At 49.0% G+C, this 22,199-nt stretch carries 19 protein-coding genes; 9 read left to right on the top strand and 10 right to left on the bottom strand.

Translation table 11 applies throughout. The features are described 5' to 3' along the window. The first annotated feature begins 436 nt into the window (after window positions 1-436). The 3 genes from NC981_RS17885 (at window position 437) to NC981_RS17875 (ending at window position 3,643) form a co-directional block, all read left to right on the top strand. Window positions 437-1,603, top strand: a complete 1,167-nt coding sequence (locus tag NC981_RS17885; protein WP_348244184.1) for an ABC exporter membrane fusion protein — start codon at window positions 437-439, stop codon at window positions 1,601-1,603. A 93-nt stretch (window positions 1,604-1,696) separates the two neighbouring features. Beyond that, window positions 1,697-2,932: an ABC transporter permease DevC gene (gene devC, locus NC981_RS17880; RefSeq protein WP_348244183.1), complete on the top strand. Its 1,236-nt coding sequence runs from the start codon at window positions 1,697-1,699 to the stop codon at window positions 2,930-2,932. A gap of 12 nt (window positions 2,933-2,944) precedes the next feature. Further along, window positions 2,945-3,643, top strand: coding sequence for a DevA family ABC transporter ATP-binding protein (locus tag NC981_RS17875; RefSeq protein ID WP_348244182.1), 699 nt, complete (start codon window positions 2,945-2,947; stop codon window positions 3,641-3,643). On the opposite strand, the gene NC981_RS17870 is transcribed toward NC981_RS17875, so the two are convergent. The 6 genes from NC981_RS17870 to NC981_RS17845 form a co-directional block, all read right to left on the bottom strand. Continuing rightward, entirely contained in the window at window positions 3,644-4,438 is a 795-nt protein-coding gene (locus tag NC981_RS17870; RefSeq protein WP_348244181.1) for an ABC transporter permease, read from the bottom strand. Then, window positions 4,422-5,303: an ABC transporter permease gene (locus tag NC981_RS17865; RefSeq protein WP_348244180.1), complete on the bottom strand. Its 882-nt coding sequence runs from the start codon at window positions 5,301-5,303 to the stop codon at window positions 4,422-4,424. Before NC981_RS17865 ends, NC981_RS17870 begins: the two co-directional genes overlap by 17 nt. An 83-nt stretch (window positions 5,304-5,386) precedes the next feature. After that, a complete protein-coding gene (locus NC981_RS17860) occupies window positions 5,387-5,806 on the bottom strand; it encodes a hypothetical protein (RefSeq protein ID WP_348244179.1) in 420 nt (139 codons plus the stop codon). A gap of 166 nt (window positions 5,807-5,972) precedes the next feature. Next, on the bottom strand, window positions 5,973-7,928 hold the full coding sequence (recJ, locus tag NC981_RS17855; RefSeq protein WP_348244178.1) for a single-stranded-DNA-specific exonuclease RecJ: 1,956 nt from the start codon (window positions 7,926-7,928) through the stop codon (window positions 5,973-5,975). Between the two features lie 15 nt (window positions 7,929-7,943). Next, a complete protein-coding gene (locus NC981_RS17850) occupies window positions 7,944-9,119 on the bottom strand; it encodes a glycosyltransferase (RefSeq protein WP_348244177.1) in 1,176 nt (391 codons plus the stop codon). Between the two features lie 26 nt (window positions 9,120-9,145). Next, entirely contained in the window at window positions 9,146-10,072 is a 927-nt protein-coding gene (locus NC981_RS17845; protein ID WP_348244176.1) for a glycosyltransferase, read from the bottom strand. 175 nt (window positions 10,073-10,247) lie between these two features. Between NC981_RS17845 and NC981_RS17840 the strand changes: the two genes are divergently transcribed. The 6 genes from NC981_RS17840 (at window position 10,248) to NC981_RS17815 (ending at window position 16,976) form a co-directional block, all read left to right on the top strand. Then, on the top strand, window positions 10,248-10,886 hold the full coding sequence (locus NC981_RS17840) for a hypothetical protein (protein WP_190375863.1): 639 nt from the start codon (window positions 10,248-10,250) through the stop codon (window positions 10,884-10,886). A gap of 16 nt (window positions 10,887-10,902) precedes the next feature. Next, on the top strand, window positions 10,903-11,667 hold the full coding sequence (locus NC981_RS17835) for a pentapeptide repeat-containing protein (protein ID WP_242026617.1): 765 nt from the start codon (window positions 10,903-10,905) through the stop codon (window positions 11,665-11,667). A gap of 72 nt (window positions 11,668-11,739) precedes the next feature. Continuing rightward, on the top strand, window positions 11,740-13,962 hold the full coding sequence (locus tag NC981_RS17830; RefSeq protein ID WP_348244175.1) for a DUF3488 and DUF4129 domain-containing transglutaminase family protein: 2,223 nt from the start codon (window positions 11,740-11,742) through the stop codon (window positions 13,960-13,962). Between the two features lie 370 nt (window positions 13,963-14,332). After that, window positions 14,333-15,004, top strand: a complete 672-nt coding sequence (ntcA, locus tag NC981_RS17825; protein WP_190375866.1) for a global nitrogen regulator NtcA — start codon at window positions 14,333-14,335, stop codon at window positions 15,002-15,004. A gap of 124 nt (window positions 15,005-15,128) precedes the next feature. Further along, window positions 15,129-16,526, top strand: coding sequence for a DUF3084 domain-containing protein (locus tag NC981_RS17820; RefSeq protein ID WP_348244174.1), 1,398 nt, complete (start codon window positions 15,129-15,131; stop codon window positions 16,524-16,526). A 33-nt stretch (window positions 16,527-16,559) separates the two neighbouring features. Beyond that, the gene (locus NC981_RS17815) at window positions 16,560-16,976 is read left to right on the top strand and encodes a pre-16S rRNA-processing nuclease YqgF (protein WP_348244173.1); all 417 of its coding nucleotides are present in this window, start codon (window positions 16,560-16,562) and stop codon (window positions 16,974-16,976) included. On the opposite strand, the gene NC981_RS17810 is transcribed toward NC981_RS17815, so the two are convergent. The 4 genes from NC981_RS17810 to NC981_RS17795 all read right to left on the bottom strand — a co-directional run bounded on the left by NC981_RS17810 (window position 16,973) and on the right by NC981_RS17795 (window position 22,130). Continuing rightward, window positions 16,973-18,721 (bottom strand): DUF885 domain-containing protein, encoded by a 1,749-nt coding sequence (locus tag NC981_RS17810; protein WP_348244172.1) that lies wholly within the window; start codon window positions 18,719-18,721, stop codon window positions 16,973-16,975. The two genes, NC981_RS17815 and NC981_RS17810, sit on opposite strands and share 4 nt — an antisense overlap. 48 nt (window positions 18,722-18,769) lie before the next feature. After that, window positions 18,770-19,384 (bottom strand): hypothetical protein, encoded by a 615-nt coding sequence (locus tag NC981_RS17805; RefSeq protein WP_348244171.1) that lies wholly within the window; start codon window positions 19,382-19,384, stop codon window positions 18,770-18,772. A 5-nt stretch (window positions 19,385-19,389) separates the two neighbouring features. Then, complete coding sequence (locus NC981_RS17800) at window positions 19,390-21,819, bottom strand: HAD-IC family P-type ATPase (protein ID WP_348244170.1); 2,430 nt, start codon at window positions 21,817-21,819, stop codon at window positions 19,390-19,392. 71 nt (window positions 21,820-21,890) lie between these two features. Then, window positions 21,891-22,130: a TIGR02450 family Trp-rich protein gene (locus NC981_RS17795; protein WP_190375872.1), complete on the bottom strand. Its 240-nt coding sequence runs from the start codon at window positions 22,128-22,130 to the stop codon at window positions 21,891-21,893. Window positions 22,131-22,199: the final 69 nt, after the last annotated feature.

Below are 22,199 nucleotides of genomic sequence, written 5' to 3'. Positions count from 1 at the left end.
ATCGATGCTCTCAGTATTCCCACTCAGGAATCATCTGTCACAAACATTTGTTGGCTTTTTAGGAATTTGCAGCGATTCAGCCATGTTATACCAAATTGATTTTTGAGTGCGACAGATCTTGGAAGCCCCCTAAATCCCCCATGCTGGGGGACTTCACGCCAAATCTGTTTCGGATTCTCAAAGTCCCCCAGTATGGGGGATTTAGGGGGCGAAGGATCTGTCGCATTAACAAATTGATTCGGTATTAGAACCAAAAGTGACATTAGGCAGGGAAAATTGCGGTACGCTATCTACCCTTCAGCAGAACTTGAGACCTTCCATAACTTTCACTGATCGAGGTCTTCATATTCAGTAATAATAGATTTAGAATTGTTAAATTTTGTTCTCGCTGCTGTTTAACCTTACCCTGATCGCTCTTGCCGCATAGGAGTTCTCTGTGAAATTCAAACCGCTGATGAAACCCGCTGGTGCGCGGGCAGTGTTCATTGGATCTGTGATCGCACTTGCTGTCTCCGGGTTTGGCATTTTCTCATATTCCATCTTTCGCCCCAATCCCCCGTCTTCTGCTCAAACTCCGACGGCTCAGACCGACACTGTAGACGCTATCAGCGCCCTGGGACGCTTGGAGCCAGAAGGCGGCGTGATCAAGATTTCTGCTCCGTCTGCTTCAATGGCAGGCGGATTGGGTGGATCGCGGGTCGAACGAGTGCTTGTGAAAGAAGGCGCGATCGTCAAAGCCAATCAACCTCTAGCAGTTTTGGATACCTACCAGACGCTTTTAGCTTCAGCGATGCAGGCAGAAGCACAGGTCAAAGAAGCGGAGTCACGTTTAGCACAAGTCAGAGCCGGCGCAAAACAAGGTGATATCAACGCGCAACGAGCGACAGTTTTACGCGCCCAAGCTGAATTACCGAAGGCAGAAGCAGAATTTCTCAAAGTGGATGCCGAATATCAAAAAGCGAAGCGCGACTACGATCGCTTTGCTGCTCTCTACACTCAAGGGGCAGTGAACGAATTAGAAGTAAGTAACCGCAGGCTCGCCCTAAATACGACCGAAAAACAACGTCAGCAAGCGGCGCAAGTTGTTGAGCAAGCAAAGTTAGGGCTTGAAGGCGCAAGACAGACGTTAAGCAGCGTAGCAGAAGTGCGACCCACGGATCTTCAGCAAGCAGAAGCGAATGTGCAGGTGGCAATGGCAAATTTTCAGCGCTCAAGAGCCGAGCTAGATAAAGCGATCGTGCGTTCCCCGTCGGATGGGCAAGTGCTGAAGATTCACACCGATCCAGGAGAAGTCGCAGGCAACGATGGCGTAATGGATTTAGGGCGCACCCAGCAGATGTATGTGGTGGCGGAAGTGGATGAGAATTACATCAACCGGGTGAAAGTGGGACAACGCGCCAAAACTACCGGATATGCGCTTCCGGGTGAACTCACAGGAACGGTCGATCGTGTGGGGCTACAAGTTCGGAAGAATGCTGTTCTCAACACTGATCCGGTTGATAAAACTGATACGCGGGTAGTTGAAGTCAGAATTCGCCTAGACAATAGCAAACCCGTTGCGGGCTTAACCAATTTGCAGGTTAAAGTTGCGATTCAGCCCTAGAACTGCCGAGTCTGACGCGAGATTAGGGATTGATACACCGCGCAAAGCAGATAAATTTCTGAACTGTTGATGAGTAATGTTGATGAGTAATGTATGTTTTCGATTCCCCTAGCCTGGTTACAACTGAAGCGCGAAAAAGTCCGGCTGTTGGTAGCGCTTGCGGGTATTGGATTTGCAGTCATTTTGATGTTTCTGCAATTGGGCTTTCAGGATGCGCTGTTTGAGAGTGCAATCACGCTGCACCAGAATATTGAAGGGGATATCTTTCTCATCAGTCCGCAATCGACTTCCTTGATTTCGATGAAGAGCTTTCCAGAACGGCGATTGTATCAATCGTTGGGATTTGCGGGAGTGAAGTCGGTTAGCCCGATTTACATTGGATTTGGGATTTGGAAGAATCCATTCTGGCAAGGGCCGCCTGCGTCGCAAACTCGTAGTATTTTGGTGATTGGCACAAACCCAGGAGACAATATCTTCGCGATTCCGGGTGTGGCAGAGAATCGATCGAAGATTCAGTTAACGGATGTGGTGCTGTTCGACAGCGCGTCGCGTCCTGAGTTTGGTGCCGTTGCCGAGAAATTTAAGGCACTGAGTCCTTCTGATCCTGCGATTCGGACTGAGGTGGAATCGCGTCGAGTCGAAGTTGGCGGATTGTTCCGTTTGGGGGCTTCGTTCGGGGCAGATGGAAACTTAATTACGAGCGATCTGAATTTCCGACGCATTTTTCCCAGCCGCGATCCAGCCCTGATTGATGTGGGGGTGATCAAGCTTGAGCCGGGAGCAAACTTAGAAGCAGCGTTAGAGCGGTTCAAGAGTCTCCCTGGTGAGCGCCGGGTTGATCCGAATAAGAAAATTGAGGAGACAAAAGAAGATTTTGTCGTGGGGGATGTGCGCGTGATGTCAAAAGCAGCATTTGTTGCATTTGAGCAGAACTACTGGAAAGACAGCACGGCGATCGGGTTTATTTTTACCTTGGGTGCAGCGATCGGCTTTGTGGTCGGAACGGTGATTGTTTACCAGATTCTTTATACCGATGTTGCGGATCATTTAGCAGAGTATGCAACGTTGAAAGCAATGGGATACAAGAATCGCTACCTATTATCCGTTGTGTTTCAGGAAGCGTTAATTCTATCGGTTATGGGATATATTCCTGGCTATATTCTTTGTGTTGGGCTTTACAATCTTACTCGTAATGCAACCGCGCTTCCTTTAGCGATGACGACTTCGCGGGGCATTCTGGTTTTGTGCTTGACGATCCTCATGTGTGTAATTTCTGGCACGATCGCCGTTCGCAAAGTTCAACAAGCTGATCCGGCTGATATTTTTTAACATTTTTTAACTATGGCTAAAGATTCCATCATCGATATTCAGAAAGTCAATCACTATTACGGGACAGGACGATTGCGAAAGCAGATCTTGTTTGAGGTTACAACCGCGATCGAACCGGGTGAAGTGGTGATTATGACGGGGCCTTCGGGGTCTGGGAAAACGACGCTGTTGACGTTAATCGGAGCATTGCGATCAACGCAAGAAGGCAGTATGAAAGTGCTAGGGCAAGAGTTATTAAATGCACCAGAGCGGGAGTTAGTCGAACTGCGTCGCAACATTGGCTATATTTTCCAGGCGCATAATCTGCTGAATTCGCTAACGGCTCGTCAAAATGTCCAAATGTCGATCGAGCTTCACACGGGCATTCCGCAATCGAGCGCGCGTGAAATGGCGGAATCAATGTTATCGGCAGTGGGACTCGGTGAATGGGTGAATCAATATCCGCACGAATTATCCGGGGGGCAAAAACAGCGCGTTGCGATCGCTCGTGCCTTGGTGTGCAATCCGAAAATCGTGCTGGCAGATGAACCGACCGCCGCCCTTGATAAGAAGTCTGGTCGCGATGTCGTAGAGATTATGCAGAATTTGGCGAAAAAGCAAGGCGCGGCAATTTTGCTGGTCACACATGACAATCGGATTCTGGATATCGCCGATCGTATTATCAATATGGAAGATGGGCACTTGAATTCACTAGAGCTATCATCGCCCTGATTACTGAAACCGTTTTTTCTCACTTTGATAGCGAATCACTTCAGCAATCAGAGCGACACTGGCTGATGCAATCATTAAGACAACGCTCAAAGCATTCATATCGGGTCTAACACTGGTACGCACCCGACTAAAGATTTCCATCGGTATCGTATTCACACCGCCTCCCGCCGTAAAACTCGCAATCAAAAAGTCATCCATACTCAATACAAACGCTAAAAGACAGCCTGAAATGATTGCAGGCGCTAATTGTGGCAGTAATACGAAAACTAATGATTGAAGCAGAGATGCACCTAAATCTAAAGCAGCTTCTTCTAAATTCGGATCGAGATTCGTTAACCTTGTAGAAACAACTAGCGCAACATACGCTAAACAAAACACCACATGAGCCGCAACGATCGTCCACAAACTCAACGGCACTGCAATCACAGCAAGAAACACTAAAGTTGCAACGGCGATCGCAATATCAGGAATGATTAAAGGCAAATATACTGCGCCTTGAAATAGCTTTTTCCCATAAAACTGGTAGCGGGAAAGCCCGATCGCCATTAGGGTTCCGATCACGGCTGCAATTGCGGTTGCCAAACTTGCAACTAATAAGCTGTCTCCCAATGCCGATAAGATACGATTATCTTGGAAAAATTTGACATACCAGGAGAACGTAAACCCTTTCCACTGAGCGCTATTCGGCGCTGCGTTAAAGCTATAAAATGCTAAAACTGCGATCGGCAAATACATAAAGCCAAACATCAGCACCGTGAATAGGGCTGAAACTGGAAACTTAGATTGACTTTGCATTTCTATCCCCGTATTTAATTAGAAGCGCGATCGCAAGACTTACCACCAAAATTAAGATCATACTCAGCGCTGAACCAAAGCCCCAATTCTGCGTCGCGCCAAGGAACTGATCGTAGATCGATCGCGCTGCGGTTCGACTGGCAGTTCCGCCTAATAATTCAGGATTGACGAAATCGCCCAATCCAGTAATAAACACTAATAGACTTCCGGCGGCAATTCCTGGTAAACATTGCGGAACCGTCACCCTCCAAAACGCTTGGAACGGTGTTGCGCCTAAATCTGCTGCCGCTTCGAGCAGTTGACGATCGAGCTTTTCGAGTGACGCATACAGAATTAACACCATATAAGGTAATAAGCTGTAGATCATTCCAATCAAGACGGCGATCGGTTGATACAACAAATCCAGCGCAGGTAAACCAATACTGGTGAGAATGCTATTCAAAACGCCTGTTCTGCGGAGAATGCTCGCCCAGGCATACGATCGCAATAGCGAAGATGTCCAGAGCGGCAGCGTAAATCCGAGCAGCAGTAGATTGCGCCAGCGTTTCGGAGAAGAAAGCGCAATCCAATATGCCACCGGAAATCCCAGAACCAAGCATCCTAACGTCGTACCCGAAGCAAGCAGGAACGATCTTCTAATAATCGAAAAGGTTTCTGGCTGGAAAATGCGCCAGTAGTTATCAAGACCCGACGGAATTACGACATCGCCAGGCTTGATATTTGGTACTAAGCTCAGCTGGAAAATGATCAGCGTAGGCACGATCAGCAATAGCAGCAACCAGAGACTACCCGGAGCCAGCATGAGCAAAGGTTGCAGCCACCGAGGTGCAATGCTCGGAGTTTCAGAAACAGAGGGCGCTTTCATGGAACAGTGATGATGAGAATAGCTCTTGTATGAAGAATACCCAGGATTTCTCACCGTGACACGAATTTTGCTTGATGCCTCTGCTAGTGGCTAGAGCGAGACAGACGATCGCGAATTTTTTGCAGCGTATCGGAGGTGCGGACGGGCGATCGCGGCTGGGGTGTTTCGCTATCGGGCCAGAACGGCAGATCCGCACAAGGACAGTCAGAAGGAGGCATTCCCAGGGATCGCGTGGGCACAGGCATCGCACAACGGGCGCAGGGATTGATTTCCCAATCCGACGAGAGCAGTTCTCGGATCGTTTGGGTAGTGCCTTCGATGTAGCAATCGCCCGATTCTGGAGCGCGCACCAAATTCCAGCAGGCTTCAAACTCGTCACTGTAGCGATCGCCCGCAATCACAGAGGATACCTTGAGGGCTTGCCGTCCGTTGTGAGTCATGAGTCGCTTTCCTAGCTGAAACCAGTAGGCGAGATACTGTCTAACTTGTTGTTCAGTTGCCATAGGTTGCGCGAAATCAGAATGGGTCACGAGCAATATGCCTCAACTTTAGGACGAGATGTGAAGCGTGTTCCTCAATCTCATGGGAGGTAGCGGGGTAGATTTTAGAGAAAAACGGAAGTAGTCTCAGCCTAGCGCGTGGGGCTTCTAATGAATATGAATAAAATCTTTAGACTTTTAACGCATCTACCGCAGCTTTTACCAAGCCATAAAAGGGCGCTTGCGACACATCGACTTCTTGCATTGCTTGATCTAGTTTTCCAAGCGTTCCAATTCTTTGCCCTTTTTGAATAATTAAGGTTTCACCTTTAGTGTTCTGAATTCTTAACTCTTTGATCCCACTTTGTTCGAGGAGTGTGCAGGTGTAGGGTCGATCGCTGAAGATAAATTCGGTTTGCTGCGACGGTAGTCTTGCCCCAACGATTTCGAGTTGGACGGAAACTTCGTTGTTCCATTCGTTGGACTTGAGCTGATAGGCGATATCTAAGGTGCTTGGTAGGGGGAAATATTCGCCCCAGCGCCATGCGATCGCGTTAATTTTCTCGCTGCCTGAGCGCAGTACAAATTTGATGTGTCCTTTCCCAATCCGGCGTTGCTCATCAATGCAAACGTTCGGTGTCCAGAAAACCGGATCGGGGTTGTCCATACCGCAAGGATGCAGGGCATCAAGTTGGGCGTGAAGCGCTAGATCAAGTTGAGCGAGTTCGGCTTGGGCATCGATCGTGACTAACGGTTTAAGGTGCGCAGGTTTAAGCGATCGGTGGGCGAAGGTTCTAAGTCTTGCTCGAATGTCGTCTAAACGATCGGCTTCAAAAGAAAACCCGCCTGCTGCTTTGTGTCCTCCATGTTTGAGCATCAAGTCTTTGCAGCACTCTAACGCTTCAAACACATTGAATTCTGGGATGCTGCGAGCCGACCCGCGAATATGAGTTTTTGCTGCGTCTTCATACGTTCCGATAAAGACTGGAACACCGTAGCGTTCGACTAATCGAGAGGCAACAATTCCGATTACGCCATGATGCCAATCGGGTTGCACTAACAATAAAACACGATCGTCTTTCGCATTTAGCGAACTGTTTTCATAGGCTTCGATCGCTTCTTTCTCGATCTGTTCACACAATTGTTGCCGGTGTTTATTCACCTGTTCACACTGCATTGCGCGCTCTAATGCAACGCCATCATCATCAGTAATCAATAGCTCAATCACAATCTCTGGATCAGAGATCCGCCCGATCGCATTGATTCTAGGGCCTAATCGAAACCCGATCGCTTCAGGCTTGAGGTTTTTGTCATTGCTCAAGCCTGCAATCTGAATTAACGCTTGAATGCCCGCTATTTTGGACTTTGGTAATAACTGCAAACCGCGCTTTACCCAGCGGCGATTAACCCCGGTCAGTGGAGCCAAGTCTGCGATCGTGCCTAGTGTAAATAGCTCTAACAGAGAGTGCTGTAAGTCTCTGGTCTGTCCAAAACTTTGAGCTAAACAGACGGCGAGAACATACGCAACTCCCACTCCCGCCATACCGCGATACGGTGAGGTTTCTGCGATTAACTTCGGATTTAGAATTGCATTTGCGTTTGGCAGGGTTGGCGGTAAATCATGGTGATCGGTGATAATTACTGTTAAACCGAGTTCTCTGGCGCGATCAATTGGATCATGTGCCGCAATGCCATTATCGACCGTGAGAATCAGCCCGACTCCTTCCTCGTGAAACTCTTCGATAATGCGGCGATTGATGCCGTATCCTTCGCTCATGCGGCTCGGAATCGCATAGTCAACTCTTGCGCCCAAATACCGCAATGCTCGGAGTAACAATGCAGTGCTCGTCATGCCGTCTGCATCATAATCGCCGCAAATCGCAATCCGGGTTTTATCGTTGATTGCATTAATCAAGAGTTCTAAGCTGATCGCTAAATCTGGAAAGTCTTCTAGCGGAGAAGGCAGCGATTGTCGTTCTGGGTCGAGAAATTCTTGGACGGATTCGAGCGAAGTGAAGCCGCGATTGATCAAAACCTGCGCGAGAAGCGGCGATCGCTGAGTTTCTACAGCAAGCTGTGTCGCACGATCGCGCTGAGCGGGATGAATAAACCAACGTTGATCCGGGAGGCGCGATCGATCAGACATAGCCAGAGCGCAAACTTAAAGAGACGGAAACGATTGTACTCTTGAACGCTGCGATCGCGGATCAAACTCCACTGTATTCTTTACTGTTTCAGCAAAGCGCTGAGCGAGTAACGCATTGGTGTAATGGCTCAGAACTGCTTGTCGTCCGGTGGCTGCATAGTGCGATCGCAGTTCGGGATTTAGAATCAATTCGCTTAATTTCTGTGACAGCGCGATCGCGTTTCCTTCAGGAAAAACTAATCCGCCTTTTGTGGCAGTGATTAGATGAGGAATTTCGCCTGAATCCGAGCCGATTACCGGAGTTCCACACGCCATCGCTTCAATGATTACTCGCCCGAACTGTTCTTTCCAACTCGATCGCGTCTCAGAAGGCAACACCAGCAGATCGAATGCCGAAAGATAGTTCGGAGTTTCGGTAAACGGAACAAAACCTAATTTCTGAATGCGATCGTTTAAATTCAACTGTTGGGCGATCGCGTCAAACTCGGACTCATACTCTCCAGCCCCAATCATCACCAGCCGCCACGGGAGCGATCGGATCTCGTTCAAAGCAAGGAGTAGCGTTTTCAGTCCTTTTTGTTCAACAATGCGCCCAACATAGCCGATTAATACAGCTTGGGCACCCAGTTCAGTTTTAAGCGTATTCGATCGGGGATAGTAAATTGCTGGATCAATTCCAGACGGCATCAATACACTTTGCCCCGTGTATCCCTTTTCTCGCATCACCGCTTCTGCGCTGTAAGACCCAGGAAACATCACATCAGTATGCTTCAAAATCCAGCGCTCCATCTGCCGAAACGGAATCGGATAGCGCTTAAGAATGTTCTGCCAGGTAAAAAAACTAATCGGTTTGCGAATCGTGAAATAGTTTGCGAGATAAACCTGCAACGTCACTAACGCATAAGGCTCCTGATGTAGGTAGATAAAATCGGGATTGAGCTTGCGGAGTAGATTTACAAAGAACGATCGATAACTATGCAGAGGAATGCTGCCTGAGCGCCAAACTGGAATGCTGATAATCTGTCCGCGAAAATCTTTCCAGCGCTCGATCTTGCGCCGAATGCCGTATTCATCTTTCCAATTTTCAGGCATGACGATCGTGAGTTCCCAGCCGGTTTGCTGCTCAATCTCAGCGTAAAACTGTTGAACCACAGAGACTGTACAAGAATGATTCACGATCAAAAGCTTCATAGATTGCACCGCAGGACATTAAAGAACTAATCGGCAGGCTGATAAGCGGGAGCTTGCTTGATTTTGTGCCATTTGTAATAGGTACTCCACTTCAAGGCACGACGATCGCGCCAGAGTGCCGGAAGATTTTGCTGAATTTCGCGAACAATCCAACTTGCCCCAAATTCACTCTTGATCTTGTGCTGACGACAATAAGCCCAATGTTTGTAAACGTAGAGCAAGATTCTCAGGGGAACGCTGAACACCATCATCGCCGAAGGTTCGTTATAAATCGCAGCAAAACACTTGTTCCGGCAGTTGTTTCTCAGCGCGACTAAGTTATTTCGTCCGATCGGGGACTTATAGTGAATCACACAAGCATCCGGTAGATAAACCACATAAAAGCCGCGATCGAGCATTCGCTTACAAAATTCGGGTTCTTCATAATACGCGGCGAACATTTCCCGATAGCCTCCTAATTCGAGAAACAAGTCTCGTCGCAGCAGGCTACCGTAGCCTACAAAAGTCGGAGCATAACAACGATACTCGATTGCCAAAGGTTGACCCGGCAAGAGTTTTCCGGTTTCGTCGCTTTGAGACAGCGCGACTGCTCCCACTTCAGGACTAATCTTCAACACCGTTAAGGCGTTGTCAACACTCTCCGCGCTCAACAGTTGAGCATCATCATCGAGATACAGCAAATAAGGCGCTTTCGCTCGTTCTGCAAGTTCGTTGCGGGTGGCAGGGATACCCTTATTGTTTTCATGCCGAAAGACTTGTAATCGATCGACCAAAATCGGATCGATCGCTGGAAGCACCCGATCGACGATCGGCGCTTCTGAGGCATCATCAATCAGCAGAATCTCAAACTCAACGTGCTGCAGCAAGGTAAGAGAATTCAGGCAGCGAATCACATCATCAGGACGATTACGACTGGCAACACAGACTGAGAGCGCTGGAGAGGTAGAATTCATCATCAGGCGAATCGCGTCAACTCCTTAAAATTTGAAGTGATAGTGGGCATCTGTCATCTGCCCGAGGATAGGACAGCTTTCTTCTAAACAAAATAAAATTTAACTGCATCAATTGAAAGATACGATCGCACGGGTCGAATCGTATACTAAGAGAGCAATTTACAATCGTTTACTCTTGGGCATCGATCTTCGCAGCTACGTTTATATCGATCGCTTGCAGTCGCAGCACGCAGCTTATCTGGGAACCGAGGCGCTAGGATTTCTGCCACTTCCCGGTGACGCTTCATTATGGATTGAAATCACGCCTGGAATTGAAATCAATCGCATCATGGATGTGGCACTGAAAGCGGCAGTGGTGCGTCCGGGAGTGCAGATGGTCGAGCGGTTATATGGAGTCCTCGAAATTCACGCGAGCAATCAAGGCGAAGTGAATGCGGCGGGGCGAGCAATTCTGGCGGCGCTGAATGTGCAGAAACAGGATTGTCTGCGACCGCGTGTGATCTCCAGCCAGATTATCCGCAATATTGATGCTCACCATACGCAACTGATTAACCGAACGCGGCGCGGCAATATGATTTTGGCAGGACAAACGCTGTATGTGTTTGAAGTAGAACCAGCGGCATATGCCGCTTTAGCTGCAAACGAAGCCGAAAAAGCGGCGTTCATTAATATTCTGCAAATCTCAGCCGTGGGCAGTTTTGGACGCTTGTATCTAGGCGGTGAAGAGCGCGACATCATCGCCGCATCGAAGGCAGTGATCGAGACGATGGAAAATCTGCCGGGACGAGAACACTACAGCGATCGTAAGGAGTAAAGCGATCGTGGCGGTGATGGCACATTTGATGACGCTGCATAAGGGCGCGGTGATTTGGTCGGAGTGGCGATCGCGCTATCCGACGATCGAGCCGGATTTAAGCGATGCGGATTTAGATGAGATTGAGTTGCGCGGCGCAAACTTACGAGGAGCGAATTTTAGTCGCTCTAGATTGTGCTGGGCAGTGCTGAATGAAGCAGAGTTGAACGCGGCAAAATTTAATAAAGCAGTGCTTCAGAAAACTGAATTTATGCACGCGACATTACAGCACGCCCAATTTGTGGATGCGAACTTAGTTGGAGCAGATTTTCGCCACGCTAATCTAACCGATGCCAATTTCATCGGAGCAGATCTCAAAGGGGCGAATTTTAATGATGCAGATCTGATTCGGGCGAATTTGATTGGCACAGAGTTACGGGGGGCGAAATTTAAGCGATCGGATCTTACAGGTGCAGACTTGCGGCGATCGGATTTAAGCAATGCGATTTTGATTCAGGCAAACTTAGCCGAAGCCAATTTGAGCGATGCAAATTTAGTTGAGGCGGAATTAAGCGGAGCGCATTTTTATCGATCGACCTTCCACAAAGCCAATTTAAAGTTCGCTCACTTTAGCGGGAGTTACTTATTTGGGGCAGATTTCACGGGTGCTGACTTGTCGGGAGCTGACTTGTCCTGGGCAAATTTGGGCAAGGCAAATTTTACTGGGGCAACTTTAGCCGGCACGAATCTCAGAGGTGCAAATTTGGCGGGTGCGGTTTTGCCCGCTAGATTAAGTCGATGACGCGATCGCCCTGCCATCGTCTTTTTCAGGTAAACGGGTACTCTGGAGGTAAAATTCCTTCGTTCTCTCCGCATGAAAAACTGGTGGCAGCAAATCCAAGCGAAAATTCAGGTCATTCCAGAAGCAAAACCAGAAGAATCGATTCTTCTGCGAGTCCTCACTCAGTCGCTTGTCAGCGTGGGAATTTTGGCGACAGATTTGGCTGCGGAAACTCAGTTGAGCGTGTGGGCAATTCCCTTAAGCGCGATCGGAGCCTACTGGAGTTGGCATCGACGACGCAAGAAAAATACAGGGTTTAAATTCCTGTTGGCGATCGCAATGACGATCGTGCTGTTTAGTTTTTTTGGCAGGATGCTCGGTGGTGCTCAGAACGGTGATAATCGGCTGCTGCTGGCAGAGTTTCTGATTCAGATCCAAGTGCTGCACAGCTTTGATTTGCCACGCCGCAAGGATTTGGGCTATTCGATGATGATTGGGCTAGTGCTGCTGTCGGTGGCAAGTACGCTGAGTCAGACGATGCTGTTTGGCGCAATGCTGCTGGTATTCTTGGCGATCGCGCTCCCGGTACTGATGCTCGATTATTGTTCGCGCTTGGGCGTAGATGTGGTCAAGTTAGAGCGCACCAGCTTTAAGAAAATCAATTTTCGAGTGCTGCCTGCGATTTTTGCGATCGTGCTGGCATTGGGATTGGTGATTTTTGCGCTGATGCCGCGACTTCCTGGCTATCAGTTACGTATATTTCCGGTCAGTTCTCCGGTGAGCGTTCAGGAGCGATTTAATAACCGAGTGATTACCAATCCGGGCATGGGTCAGAGTCGAGATCCGCGTGTGGGAATGCGATCGGGGAGCGGAAAAGGCGCAGGGCAAAGCCAAGATCCGGATGACCTGTCTTATGGTGGATTTGGCGACAAGATTAGCCAAAACGTGCGGCATCCATTAAAGCCGCGAGTCATTATGCGGGTGCGATCGCAGATCGAAGGCTTTTGGCGGGTGATGGCTTTCGATCGCTACACAGGGCAGGGTTGGGAAGTGTCGCGCAACGACAAGACGCAGACAGTTAAACGCTCACCTTGGTCATATCGGTTCTTTCTGCCGACTCCGGTGACGATCGGCAAAACACGCGAAGTGGTGCAGACCTACACGATTATTGCCCCAATGCCGAATCTAATTCCGGCGCTTTCAAGGGCGAGAGAAATCTATTTCCCGACCGATGAAATTGCGATCGACCCCGAAGCAGGATTACGTGCGCCGATCGAGTTAAGCGATGGCATTACTTATACCGTGGTGTCGGATGTGCCGTATCGCGATCGCACGTTGCTGCGGCTGTATTCGTCCAGAGCGCAGTATCCAAAAGAGAGTCCACACTTACAGATTCCAGCGGGAATTGCTCAGAATGTCGCTAAAGAAACGAAGCGAATCCTGGCAACTTCTGAACAGCCGATCGAGTCCGATTATGAAAAGGCGCTTTATCTGGGGCAGTATTTGAAGCAGCGTTATCAGGTTCGGCAAGACCTGGATTTGCTGAAGCCGGGTGAAGATCTCGTCGAGGCATTTTTGCAAAATCAAGGCGGCGATCGCGATCATTTTTCTACGACACTGACGATGATGCTGCGATCGATTGGCATTCCGGCGCGATTAGTAGCGGGATATGCGCCCGGAGAATTTAATCCCTTCACCGGACTGTACATTGTGAAGAATACCGATGCTTACGCGATTACAGAAGTCTTCGTGCCACGCATGGGATGGTTCACGATCGACCCGATTCCGGGACGTGAACTGATTCCGCCTTCGATCGAGGAATATCAGCCCTTTAGTCTGCTGCAGCGATTTTGGAACTGGGTCGCGGGATGGCTACCTCTGCCTGTAACGGCTTGGATCAGCGAAGTAATTCGGACGATCGGGAGCGCGATCGGCTGGTTTTTGGCGCTGTTTACTCAAGGATTAGGTGGATTCTTGACCGCGTGTTTACTAATGATTAGCACTGCCTTGCTGGTTTGGCTGTGTGGTCAAGGCTGGAAAAAATGGCGAACTTACCAGCGGTTGCAGAAGCTTGCACCGATGGAGCGGCTTTATCAGCAAATGCTGTCTCGCCTCGAAGCGCAAGGCACTCGTAAATCTTCAGCAGATACGCCGCTAGAATATGCCCGACGAGCAAAAACCATGCGGACTCAAGAGCAAGCAGGTGCGATCGAAGACATTTCCCAAGCGTATGTGAAGTGGCGCTACGGACGAGAAAAACCTGAAATTGAAGCGCTGCGGCATCAGTTGAAGAGACTAAAACCTCAGCGAAAGTAAATGAGTAAGCCTGTGCCAAAGGCAACACCATTGGCAGTATTCATTTCGCATAGCAACCGTCTCGACCTCAGCAGCACAAAGGAATCCGCTCGAATGGGTGCAAGTGACACTATCGCCATCCGATTCGAGTTACGGTACAATCTTCCAAAATTATTCAGCCCTGAGAGGGAGAATCTAAGCGTGCCGAAAAAAACACGCTCGAAAGTAGAAAATTCCCAGAGATTTTCAGGATCACGGCTAAAATGTAGCGCAGTGTACAAAAAGCATTCGGTGACTCAGTTTTAGTGGTCTAAAGTCATCAATTGTTTACAAAGCTCGATCGCTGACCGGCTTGTAAACTCATCCAGCACTCGACACGACAAGGAAAGAAATGGTTGTGACCAAGGATAGACCGCTTGCAGCAATGTTCCGTCAGATTGGAGGAAGTGCATATCCTCCCGTGATTGAAACGTTTGAACGGGGCAAAACAATCTTCTTTCCCGGAGATCCGGCAGAACGAGTGTATTTTCTGGTCAAGGGTGCCGTCAAACTGTCGCGGGTATACGAAGCAGGCGAAGAAATTACGGTGGCGCTGCTGAGAGAAAATAGCGTATTCGGGGTGCTGTCACTGATTACCGGACAAAGAGCCGATCGCTTTTATCACGCCGTTGCCTTTACCCCGGTTGAGTTGCTTTCGATCCCGATCGAGCAAGTCGAGAAAGCACTGAAGGAAAACCCCGAACTTTCGATGCTGATGCTCAAAGGCTTGTCCTCGCGGATTTTGCAAACCGAGATGATGATCGAAACCTTAGCGCACCGGGATATGGGATCGCGATTGGTGAGCTTTTTGCTGATTCTCTGCCGCGATTTTGGAGTCCCATCGCAAGAGGGAATCATGATTGACCTCAAACTCTCGCATCAAGCGATCGCTGAAGCGATCGGTTCGACTCGCGTGACGGTGACGCGCTTACTGGGAGATTTGCGTCAGGACAAAATGATTTCGATTCACAAGAAAAAAATCACCGTTCACAACCCGGTAACGCTAAGTCAGCAGTTTACCTAATTGGACTAGAATTCTTTCCTTGAAGACCCGCCCGAAGTATAAATCGAACAGGCATAATGATAGGCGGATCTAGAATTGCCTTGCCAGTGTAAAAGTGCTGGTCTAAGGATCTCTTGGGAGTCTTATGTCCGATGTCGGGCTGATTTTAATTCTGGTGGTGTTGGTGTTGGGTGGAGTGATCGCAACAGTGGGTGATCGCTTGGGAACTCGTGTGGGAAAAGCGCGGCTTAGCTTGTTTAATCTTCGTCCGAAGCAAACCGCGGTCGTAGTCACCATTTTGACCGGAACGCTGATTTCTGCCTCAACTTTAGGAGTGCTGCTGCTGGCAAGTAAAACCTTTCGCGAAATGCTGCTGAACTTTGGGCGAATCCAAACCGAGCTGCGCGATCGCGGACGCGATTTGGAAAAAGCTGCCACCGATCTGAAGGCGACCGATGCTCAGAAAGCGCAAGTCGAGAAACAACTCACAGAAGCTCGATCGGAACGCGCCCAAGTTGAGGAACAGCTAAAGCGAATCAATGCCGATCTGAAAACTTCAATCGATCGCCAACGGGAAACCAATGCTCAACTCCGCACCACCGAAGCGCAGCGTGATCTCACGCGTCGTCAACTGGTCGCGGTGTCTGGTCAAGCATTAAAACTCCGCAGCGATATCAATCAACTGCAGTCGGAACAAAAGACCCTGATTACGCAGCGCGATCAGGTCAAGCAGCAGATCGCCGAGCGCGATGCAGAGATTGCCGAACGCACGAAACTGATTGAACAGCGCGATCGTGAGATTAATGAGCGCGATCAGGTGATTGGGCAGCGTGAGACGGATCTGAAGCGATTAGAGGCACAACGAGCCAGCCTAACTGCGACACTGCAGCAAATTGAACGGGATGTCGAGCTAATTCGCAGCGGCGATCTGGCGATTTATCGGACACAAGTGTTGTCTTCTGGCGTGGTGCGCGTAGGAAATTCGGAAGGTGCGAAAGCAGCGATCGATCAACTCCTGCAATATGCAAATCGTTCTGCGGTTGAGGCACTGCGGCTCGGACGAGATGATCTGCAAATTGTGCAGATTCGGACGACGGAAGTTGAAAGTTTGATTCAACAAATCAGGAATGGTCAAGATTATCTGGTTCGGGTACAAGCCCTCGCAAACTATGTCAAAGGCGAAAACAAACCCGTGTTTGTTTACATGAGTGCAGTCCCCAATCGGGTTGTGTTTTCTGCGGGAGAGACGATCGCTGCCCAAACGATCGATCCCTCCAAGCTTGCACCGCAGGACTTCCAACGGTCGATTCAAGAACTGCTTGCTGTTTCTAATACTCGCGCTCGTGTCGCTGGCGTTTTGAACGACAACATTCAAATCGAAAAACTGCTTACATTAGGATCATTCATTGACCAGCTGCGGCGCTATCCCACTCCGGTTGAACTGCGAGCGATCGCATCGGATACCACATACACGGCTGGGCCGCTCAAAATAGAATTAGTGGCAGTTCAAAACGGACAAGTGGTGCTGAGAGCATCGAGCTAACATATCCAGCGAATAGGGGAGTAGAGACGCAGCATGGCGGAACAGCCAGTAATTCTGGGGTTTGATCCAGGGCGGCAAAAGTGTGGATTAGCGGTCATGGGGGTCGATCGCCGCCTCTACTATCATGAAGTGATCAGCGCCGAAAGCACGATCGCGACGATTCAAGGCTTGCGGGAGCGGTATCCGATTTCGCTATTAGTGATGGGGGATCAGACTTCCTCAAAAGATTGGAAGCTCAAGATTGCGAATGAATTAAGTGAGCCGCTGCGGATTATTACGGTGGATGAGCGCAATAGTTCCTTAGAAGCTCGCGATCGCTATTGGCAGCTTTATCCGCCAGAAGGGTTGAATCGGTTGATCCCGCAAGGAATGCGAACGCCGCCGAGAGCGATCGATGATATTGTGGCGATTTTGCTGATCGAACGGTATTTAGAACGCTTGGTGAGCTAAGGGATCGATTCATCGCCTAGACGGGCTTGAGTGAATTGTTCTAGCACTGCCTGACGCAACAATCGCTGTGGCATGAATCCCTGAGTCAAAATGAAGTCGTGAAACTTTTGGGAGTCAAATTTCTCGCCGAGTTGTTGTTCGACATCTTTGCGAAGCTGCATCAGGCGTTGATAGCCATAGAAGTAAGAGGGAGCGTGTCCGGGAAGCCGGACGGTATAGCGATCGATTTCCTGCTGAGCGAAGAACTTTGAGTAGCCTGCCTCTTCGGTGAGAACGCGCAGTGCTTCGGTCGTCGAGATTTTACCTAAATGCAGTTCGGGTTCCAAGAAGGCACGCGCCGCCCGCAATAGCTGAAATTGTAGGGAGATAAACTGCCCTTCGATCGGCATGAACGGTAGGGTAATCGCTTCGGCGTAGAGTGCCCAGCCTTCGTGGTTGGCGGGGTTGTAGCCGAACTTCGATCGAGCCTCAGAAATGCCTTGATCTTGAATCGTGGTGAACTGGAGGTCGTGTCCGGGTCTGCCTTCGTGAGCAGTGAGCGTCCAGGAAACGGCGGCATAGGTGAAGTCGTTGTAGGTACGGGGTTGGGGGTCTGGTTTTAGGAGGGGAATGATGAAGGTTCCAGCCGTTTTGCTTGAAGCTTTGGGAGCATGGTATTGCGGAACGGGAAAAATGGCGTTTTCACGATCAGTGGTGAGCCGAATGGTTAAGGGGCGTTTCGGGAGCGTGACTAATTTTTCACGCTGAATGATGGCTTCGATTTCCTTTTGGCGTTTCTGATAGTGCGGCAGAATTTGATCGCTCGGTAATTGCTCTTGCTTGAGAGCGCGGATTACGTCGCCATAGTCTTTTGCCTGAAAGCCTTTTTGTCTGGCGATTTGTGGAGCAAGCACGTTCATTTCTTGTTGAATGGCGGCAAAGGCAGAATGGGCATTTTGCAGGAGTTCGTCGATCGGGATTTCAACTCCTCGTTCTGCGAGTTCTGCTGCATAAAGTTCGCTCGGTAAGCGGAAGCTGGTTCTGGCTTTGGGTAGAATTTCTTGCCGAACAAAGTTTGTATATTCGGTTAATTGTGCTTTTAGTTTGGTGTAACTTGATTGATCGATTTTCTGTTGTTCGATGCGTTGCTTGATTTGTTCGAGTTGAATGGCTGTATTTGCTAAATCTTTTTCAAGCTGCGATTTTTCGGGAAAGAAAACGTTTTCTTGCGTCATGCTCTCTCGCATTCTTTGAATCGCCATCGTCGCGATCGCAGTTGTATTTTCTCCGCTAATTCGCTTTAATTGCTTGGTTAAATCGCGCTTGTTGAGATCATCAATGCTGCGGTTAATTTCTCTAGCTAAATTCACATAAGGCAAACGGTATCGTCGATCGAGTTGAATCGATCGCAATTCCTCGTTTGCTGATTGAATCAGAATTTCTAGATCAAGTTTGACCGATGGCTCAGTTTCCTGCTTTCGCTTTGTCTGAAGTGTTGCAACTGCGTCATTTAAGTTTCGCTCGTAGCATTGCACATAGTTTGTATCTAGTTTCAGCAGCGATTGGCTGAGTGTGGGTTGATCTGTGCAGTTTGATTCTGATTCAGCTTTGATTAGAAGGTTTGTATTTTCATTGCTTCTTGTGATCCAGTTAGGTTTTGCCGATGCGATCGGTTCTGAAATGGAGTGGATCGCGATCGCGACCATGAACGATGCGATCGCCAGCAAAACGGGAACTTTGCGCGAGAGCCGGAGAGCACGAACCATAAATCAGTGAAAAGGGACTGATCGATCTTAGCGGTCACAAAAATTTCTTTACTGACGACACTGGAGCGACTTAAACACATCGTCTGCTTTCTTTCGCGCTACATCTAAATTTGCGTCATTTGCCAGCAGATTCACCACATATCGACTGTCACCCAAAATGATGTTTGCTCGGTAAATCACAGTCGCTTTTTCGGGGGAATCGGGGTACTTTAGCAATCCCTCCCGAACCGCAATTCCCGTCGTTTGTCCACACAGCGTCCGGTTTTCAGCCCGCACCGTCTTGATTTTCAGTTCTTCTTCGTCCGCGCCCAGCGCAATGCTGTCTAAGATGCGATCGATCCGCCGCCGTCCTGATTCTTGATCTACCGGAACCCGCGCCATCAAAAGCTGAATATCGGGTTCATTGCCTTCGCTGGCAACAAGGGCAACTTTTGCGCCTGCTATATTCACACCCAGCAGACCCTGAGAGCCTCCAGGTAGGGAATAAGTCATGATATTGCTGGCGATCGCTTCTGCGCGTTGGGGGGTTGCAGCATTGCTGAGAAATTTTAATCCGAGTCCGGTTAAGCCGACTCCCAGCGTAGCGATCGCGCCCAGCACCACGGCAAGCGTTTCCCAAATTGAAACTTTGTATTGCGGAATTCTAGAAGGGAGGTCTCTCATTGTTCTTACTCCAAATCAACGCCTAAAAAGCGATCGAGAAACCGAGTCCGCCAGGACAATCTCAGAATTAGCGCCCACTCTATCGCAACCAAACCCAAAAACAGGCAATCCTGTAAACTCAGCGGAGACAGTTCAAAAAACACCCGCAGCGGCGGAATTGCAAGAATCAGCAAATAGACAACAAGTAGGGCAACGGCAACGATCGTATATCGCCAGTCGCCGCTTAATGGTTCTCCGCCTGTCCAAGCGTTTGTGGGTGGCTTGAGAAACGGAATCAACAACAGTTCGCAAAACACTAAAATGGTGACTAATGCAGTCCGAGGAATATTAAATTCGATCTCAGCAAGTCCAACATTAGGAGGTAGATCCAAGACAGCACTCACTAAATAAAATAGATACACGGTGAGCGACACTAACGTAATCGTGATCGTAGCAGGAACGACGAAATGTAGCATCGATCGCACTAAACTGCGCTTTTGCAGTTCTCCGGGTTGTGCCCAGATTGGAATAAACGTTGTGGGAATTCCTACACCAATCAGAGTGACGATCGCGCTATGTTTATTTAACAGTGGGAAACTATCGGAAACAATGGCGATCGCAAAAATTAGCAACGCCACGCAACTCAGTCTTACCATAAATAATTTAATGACATCGCGAATGCCATTTTGAATGCGTTGTCCTTCTAAGAACGTATGCGGCAATGCTTCAAATGAATCCTTCAGTAACACAATATCGGCAATGCTGCGAGTTGCCTTACTGCCGCTCTCCATCGCAATTCCAAGATTCGCTTGCTTGAGCGACAACACATCATTCACGCCGTCTCCGGTCATCGCAACATAGTGACCCGATTTGCGTAAACTCCGAACCAGTTGCGCTTTTTGCTGCGGTGTAATTCGTCCGAACACATTGTAATTTCGCGCCGCCTGCATCAATTGCGCTTCGTCCATCTGCGCCAGTTCTGTACCCGAAATCAATCGAATATCATCGCTAAAATCTGCTTGTTTTGCTAAGGCTGCAACCGTTTGAGGATTATCACCGGAAATAATCTTTAGCGTAATGCCTGCTTTGACGAATCCTTGCAGCGTTTCACGGGCAGAAGGTCGGAGTTGGTCAGAAAAGCAAAGAATTCCAAGCGGAGTCAATTCGGGCAGCGTGGAGCCTGCGATCGACTCCAAGGTGATTGACCCTGATGTATAAGCAAACAACACAACGCGATAGCCGTGATTCACTTGGCGATCGATGTAGTCCAAACTTTCATCATCTAAAGTTGTGGCTTTCATCAAAATTTCCGGTGCGCCCAGAATGTAAGTCCCTGGGTGATCGGCAAATTCGATCGCGCTCCACTTTCGCGCTGAAGAGAAAGGAATTTCGTCGCGAATCGGTTTAGCATATCCACCACAGGCAATCAGAACGGCTTCACTGGTGCGGTTTCTGGCTTGGGTGCTAGCGGCAAAGTCACCTAAGCGCGATCGTAATTCCAGTTCTGAACGAGCGATCGGATGTAGCGAATGCAGTTCGATTTGATTCGTCGTCAGCGTTCCAGTTTTATCCAAACACAGCACATCAACATTGCTCAACGACTCGACAGCATTCGTTTGCTGAATCAAAACATTCTGCCCCAACATCCGAATCGAACCCATCGCATATGACAGCGTGATTGCTAGAATTAATCCCGCAGGAATCAGACCCGCGATCACTGCGGCACGCTGTACCACTTCGTTTAAGGTCTGAGATCGACTCACAAAACTGATTCCTATCAGCAACCATAAAAACGATGCCAGCAGCAATAAAATCCGAATAATTAAGTTAATCTCCGCTTGCAACGGCGTATAGACTTGGCGAAACTCTCGCGCTCCCATCGTTATCTGATAAGCGACGGTATCAGTTCCGACCTTTTGCGCTTCATAACAAGCACTACCACTCGCACAGAAACTGCCTGAATACACAGGCTTACCCGCAACCTTGACAATCAGATCCGATTCTCCGGTGAGCAGCGATTCATCGACCTCAACTCGTCCTGCTCCAACAATTTCCCCATCGACCAACACCTGATCCCCCGGACGCAGCACCAGCGTATCTCCCAGCACGATCTCACTGGGGTCAATATTAATTTCTTCACCGTTGCGAATCACCGTCGCGTGAGGACGAGACAACAGCGCAATTTCATCCAGTTTCTGCTTTGCCCAAATCTCCTGCACAATCCCGATCACCACGCCGCTGAAAATCACCACAGCAACGAAGATGGCATCACTCGGACGACGCAGCAAAATGAAAACACCGCTAATTGCAAAGAAAACGGCATTGACAAACGTGAGTAAATTCTCTTGAAAAATTCGTGCATACGATCGACTCGTCGGCAGCTTAACATTATTTGTCTCACCTGCTAAGACGCGCTCACGCACTTGTCGATCGCTTAATCCGGGAAGCGTTGCCATGAATCTGAAGGGGCTAAATCAGAAGGATGTCAATATCATAGACACTGCTTTCCTTCTCGCAAAATCATCTTTCACGCTTCTTCCTGCTCGTTGAGGGATTTCCAGCCCGCTTGCCACTGCGATCGGTCTTTGAACAATTTCGCATTCATCCAAAACCGCACCGACGGATCGCAAGCTGCCACCACTTCCGCAAATACCCACTCGCCCTCATTTTTGCGATTAACGACCTGAAAGTGCCGCCAGCCCCAGGTTTCTTCCTGTGCTGTCCACTTTGATCCAACCAGATGAGGAAATTTTTGTTTTTTAGCCATACCTCCATTTTAGATTTTTGCCTTCAATTCAGGAATACTCAGTCTGGACATCAAAAAGATCGTCGCAAC

Source organism: Leptolyngbya sp. DQ-M1 (genome assembly GCF_039962505.1).
Classification (GTDB): domain Bacteria; phylum Cyanobacteriota; class Cyanobacteriia; order Leptolyngbyales; family Leptolyngbyaceae; genus Leptolyngbya.
The sequence above is the reverse complement of the archived record's forward strand: the minus strand, read 5'-3'. Positions and strand labels throughout refer to the sequence as shown.

What these genes read in the sequence shown, in the direction of transcription:
- NC981_RS17815 (WP_348244173.1), top strand. Translation starts at nt 16,560, where the DNA reads ATGGCGGAACAGCCAGTAATTCTGGGGTTTGATCCAGGGCGGCAAAAG.
- ntcA (WP_190375866.1), top strand. Translation starts at nt 14,333, where the DNA reads ATGGTTGTGACCAAGGATAGACCGCTTGCAGCAATGTTCCGTCAGATT.
- NC981_RS17800 (WP_348244170.1), bottom strand. Translation starts at nt 21,819, where the DNA reads ATGGCAACGCTTCCCGGATTAAGCGATCGACAAGTGCGTGAGCGCGTC.
- NC981_RS17865 (WP_348244180.1), bottom strand. Translation starts at nt 5,303, where the DNA reads ATGAAAGCGCCCTCTGTTTCTGAAACTCCGAGCATTGCACCTCGGTGG.
- NC981_RS17860 (WP_348244179.1), bottom strand. Translation starts at nt 5,806, where the DNA reads ATGGCAACTGAACAACAAGTTAGACAGTATCTCGCCTACTGGTTTCAG.
- NC981_RS17835 (WP_242026617.1), top strand. Translation starts at nt 10,903, where the DNA reads ATGGCACATTTGATGACGCTGCATAAGGGCGCGGTGATTTGGTCGGAG.
- NC981_RS17810 (WP_348244172.1), bottom strand. Translation starts at nt 18,721, where the DNA reads ATGGTTCGTGCTCTCCGGCTCTCGCGCAAAGTTCCCGTTTTGCTGGCG.
- devC (WP_348244183.1), top strand. Translation starts at nt 1,697, where the DNA reads ATGTTTTCGATTCCCCTAGCCTGGTTACAACTGAAGCGCGAAAAAGTC.
- NC981_RS17875 (WP_348244182.1), top strand. Translation starts at nt 2,945, where the DNA reads ATGGCTAAAGATTCCATCATCGATATTCAGAAAGTCAATCACTATTAC.
- NC981_RS17850 (WP_348244177.1), bottom strand. Translation starts at nt 9,119, where the DNA reads ATGAAGCTTTTGATCGTGAATCATTCTTGTACAGTCTCTGTGGTTCAA.
- NC981_RS17805 (WP_348244171.1), bottom strand. Translation starts at nt 19,384, where the DNA reads ATGAGAGACCTCCCTTCTAGAATTCCGCAATACAAAGTTTCAATTTGG.
- NC981_RS17870 (WP_348244181.1), bottom strand. Translation starts at nt 4,438, where the DNA reads ATGCAAAGTCAATCTAAGTTTCCAGTTTCAGCCCTATTCACGGTGCTG.
- NC981_RS17795 (WP_190375872.1), bottom strand. Translation starts at nt 22,130, where the DNA reads ATGGCTAAAAAACAAAAATTTCCTCATCTGGTTGGATCAAAGTGGACA.
- NC981_RS17845 (WP_348244176.1), bottom strand. Translation starts at nt 10,072, where the DNA reads ATGAATTCTACCTCTCCAGCGCTCTCAGTCTGTGTTGCCAGTCGTAAT.
- NC981_RS17820 (WP_348244174.1), top strand. Translation starts at nt 15,129, where the DNA reads ATGTCCGATGTCGGGCTGATTTTAATTCTGGTGGTGTTGGTGTTGGGT.
- NC981_RS17830 (WP_348244175.1), top strand. Translation starts at nt 11,740, where the DNA reads ATGAAAAACTGGTGGCAGCAAATCCAAGCGAAAATTCAGGTCATTCCA.
- recJ (WP_348244178.1), bottom strand. Translation starts at nt 7,928, where the DNA reads ATGTCTGATCGATCGCGCCTCCCGGATCAACGTTGGTTTATTCATCCC.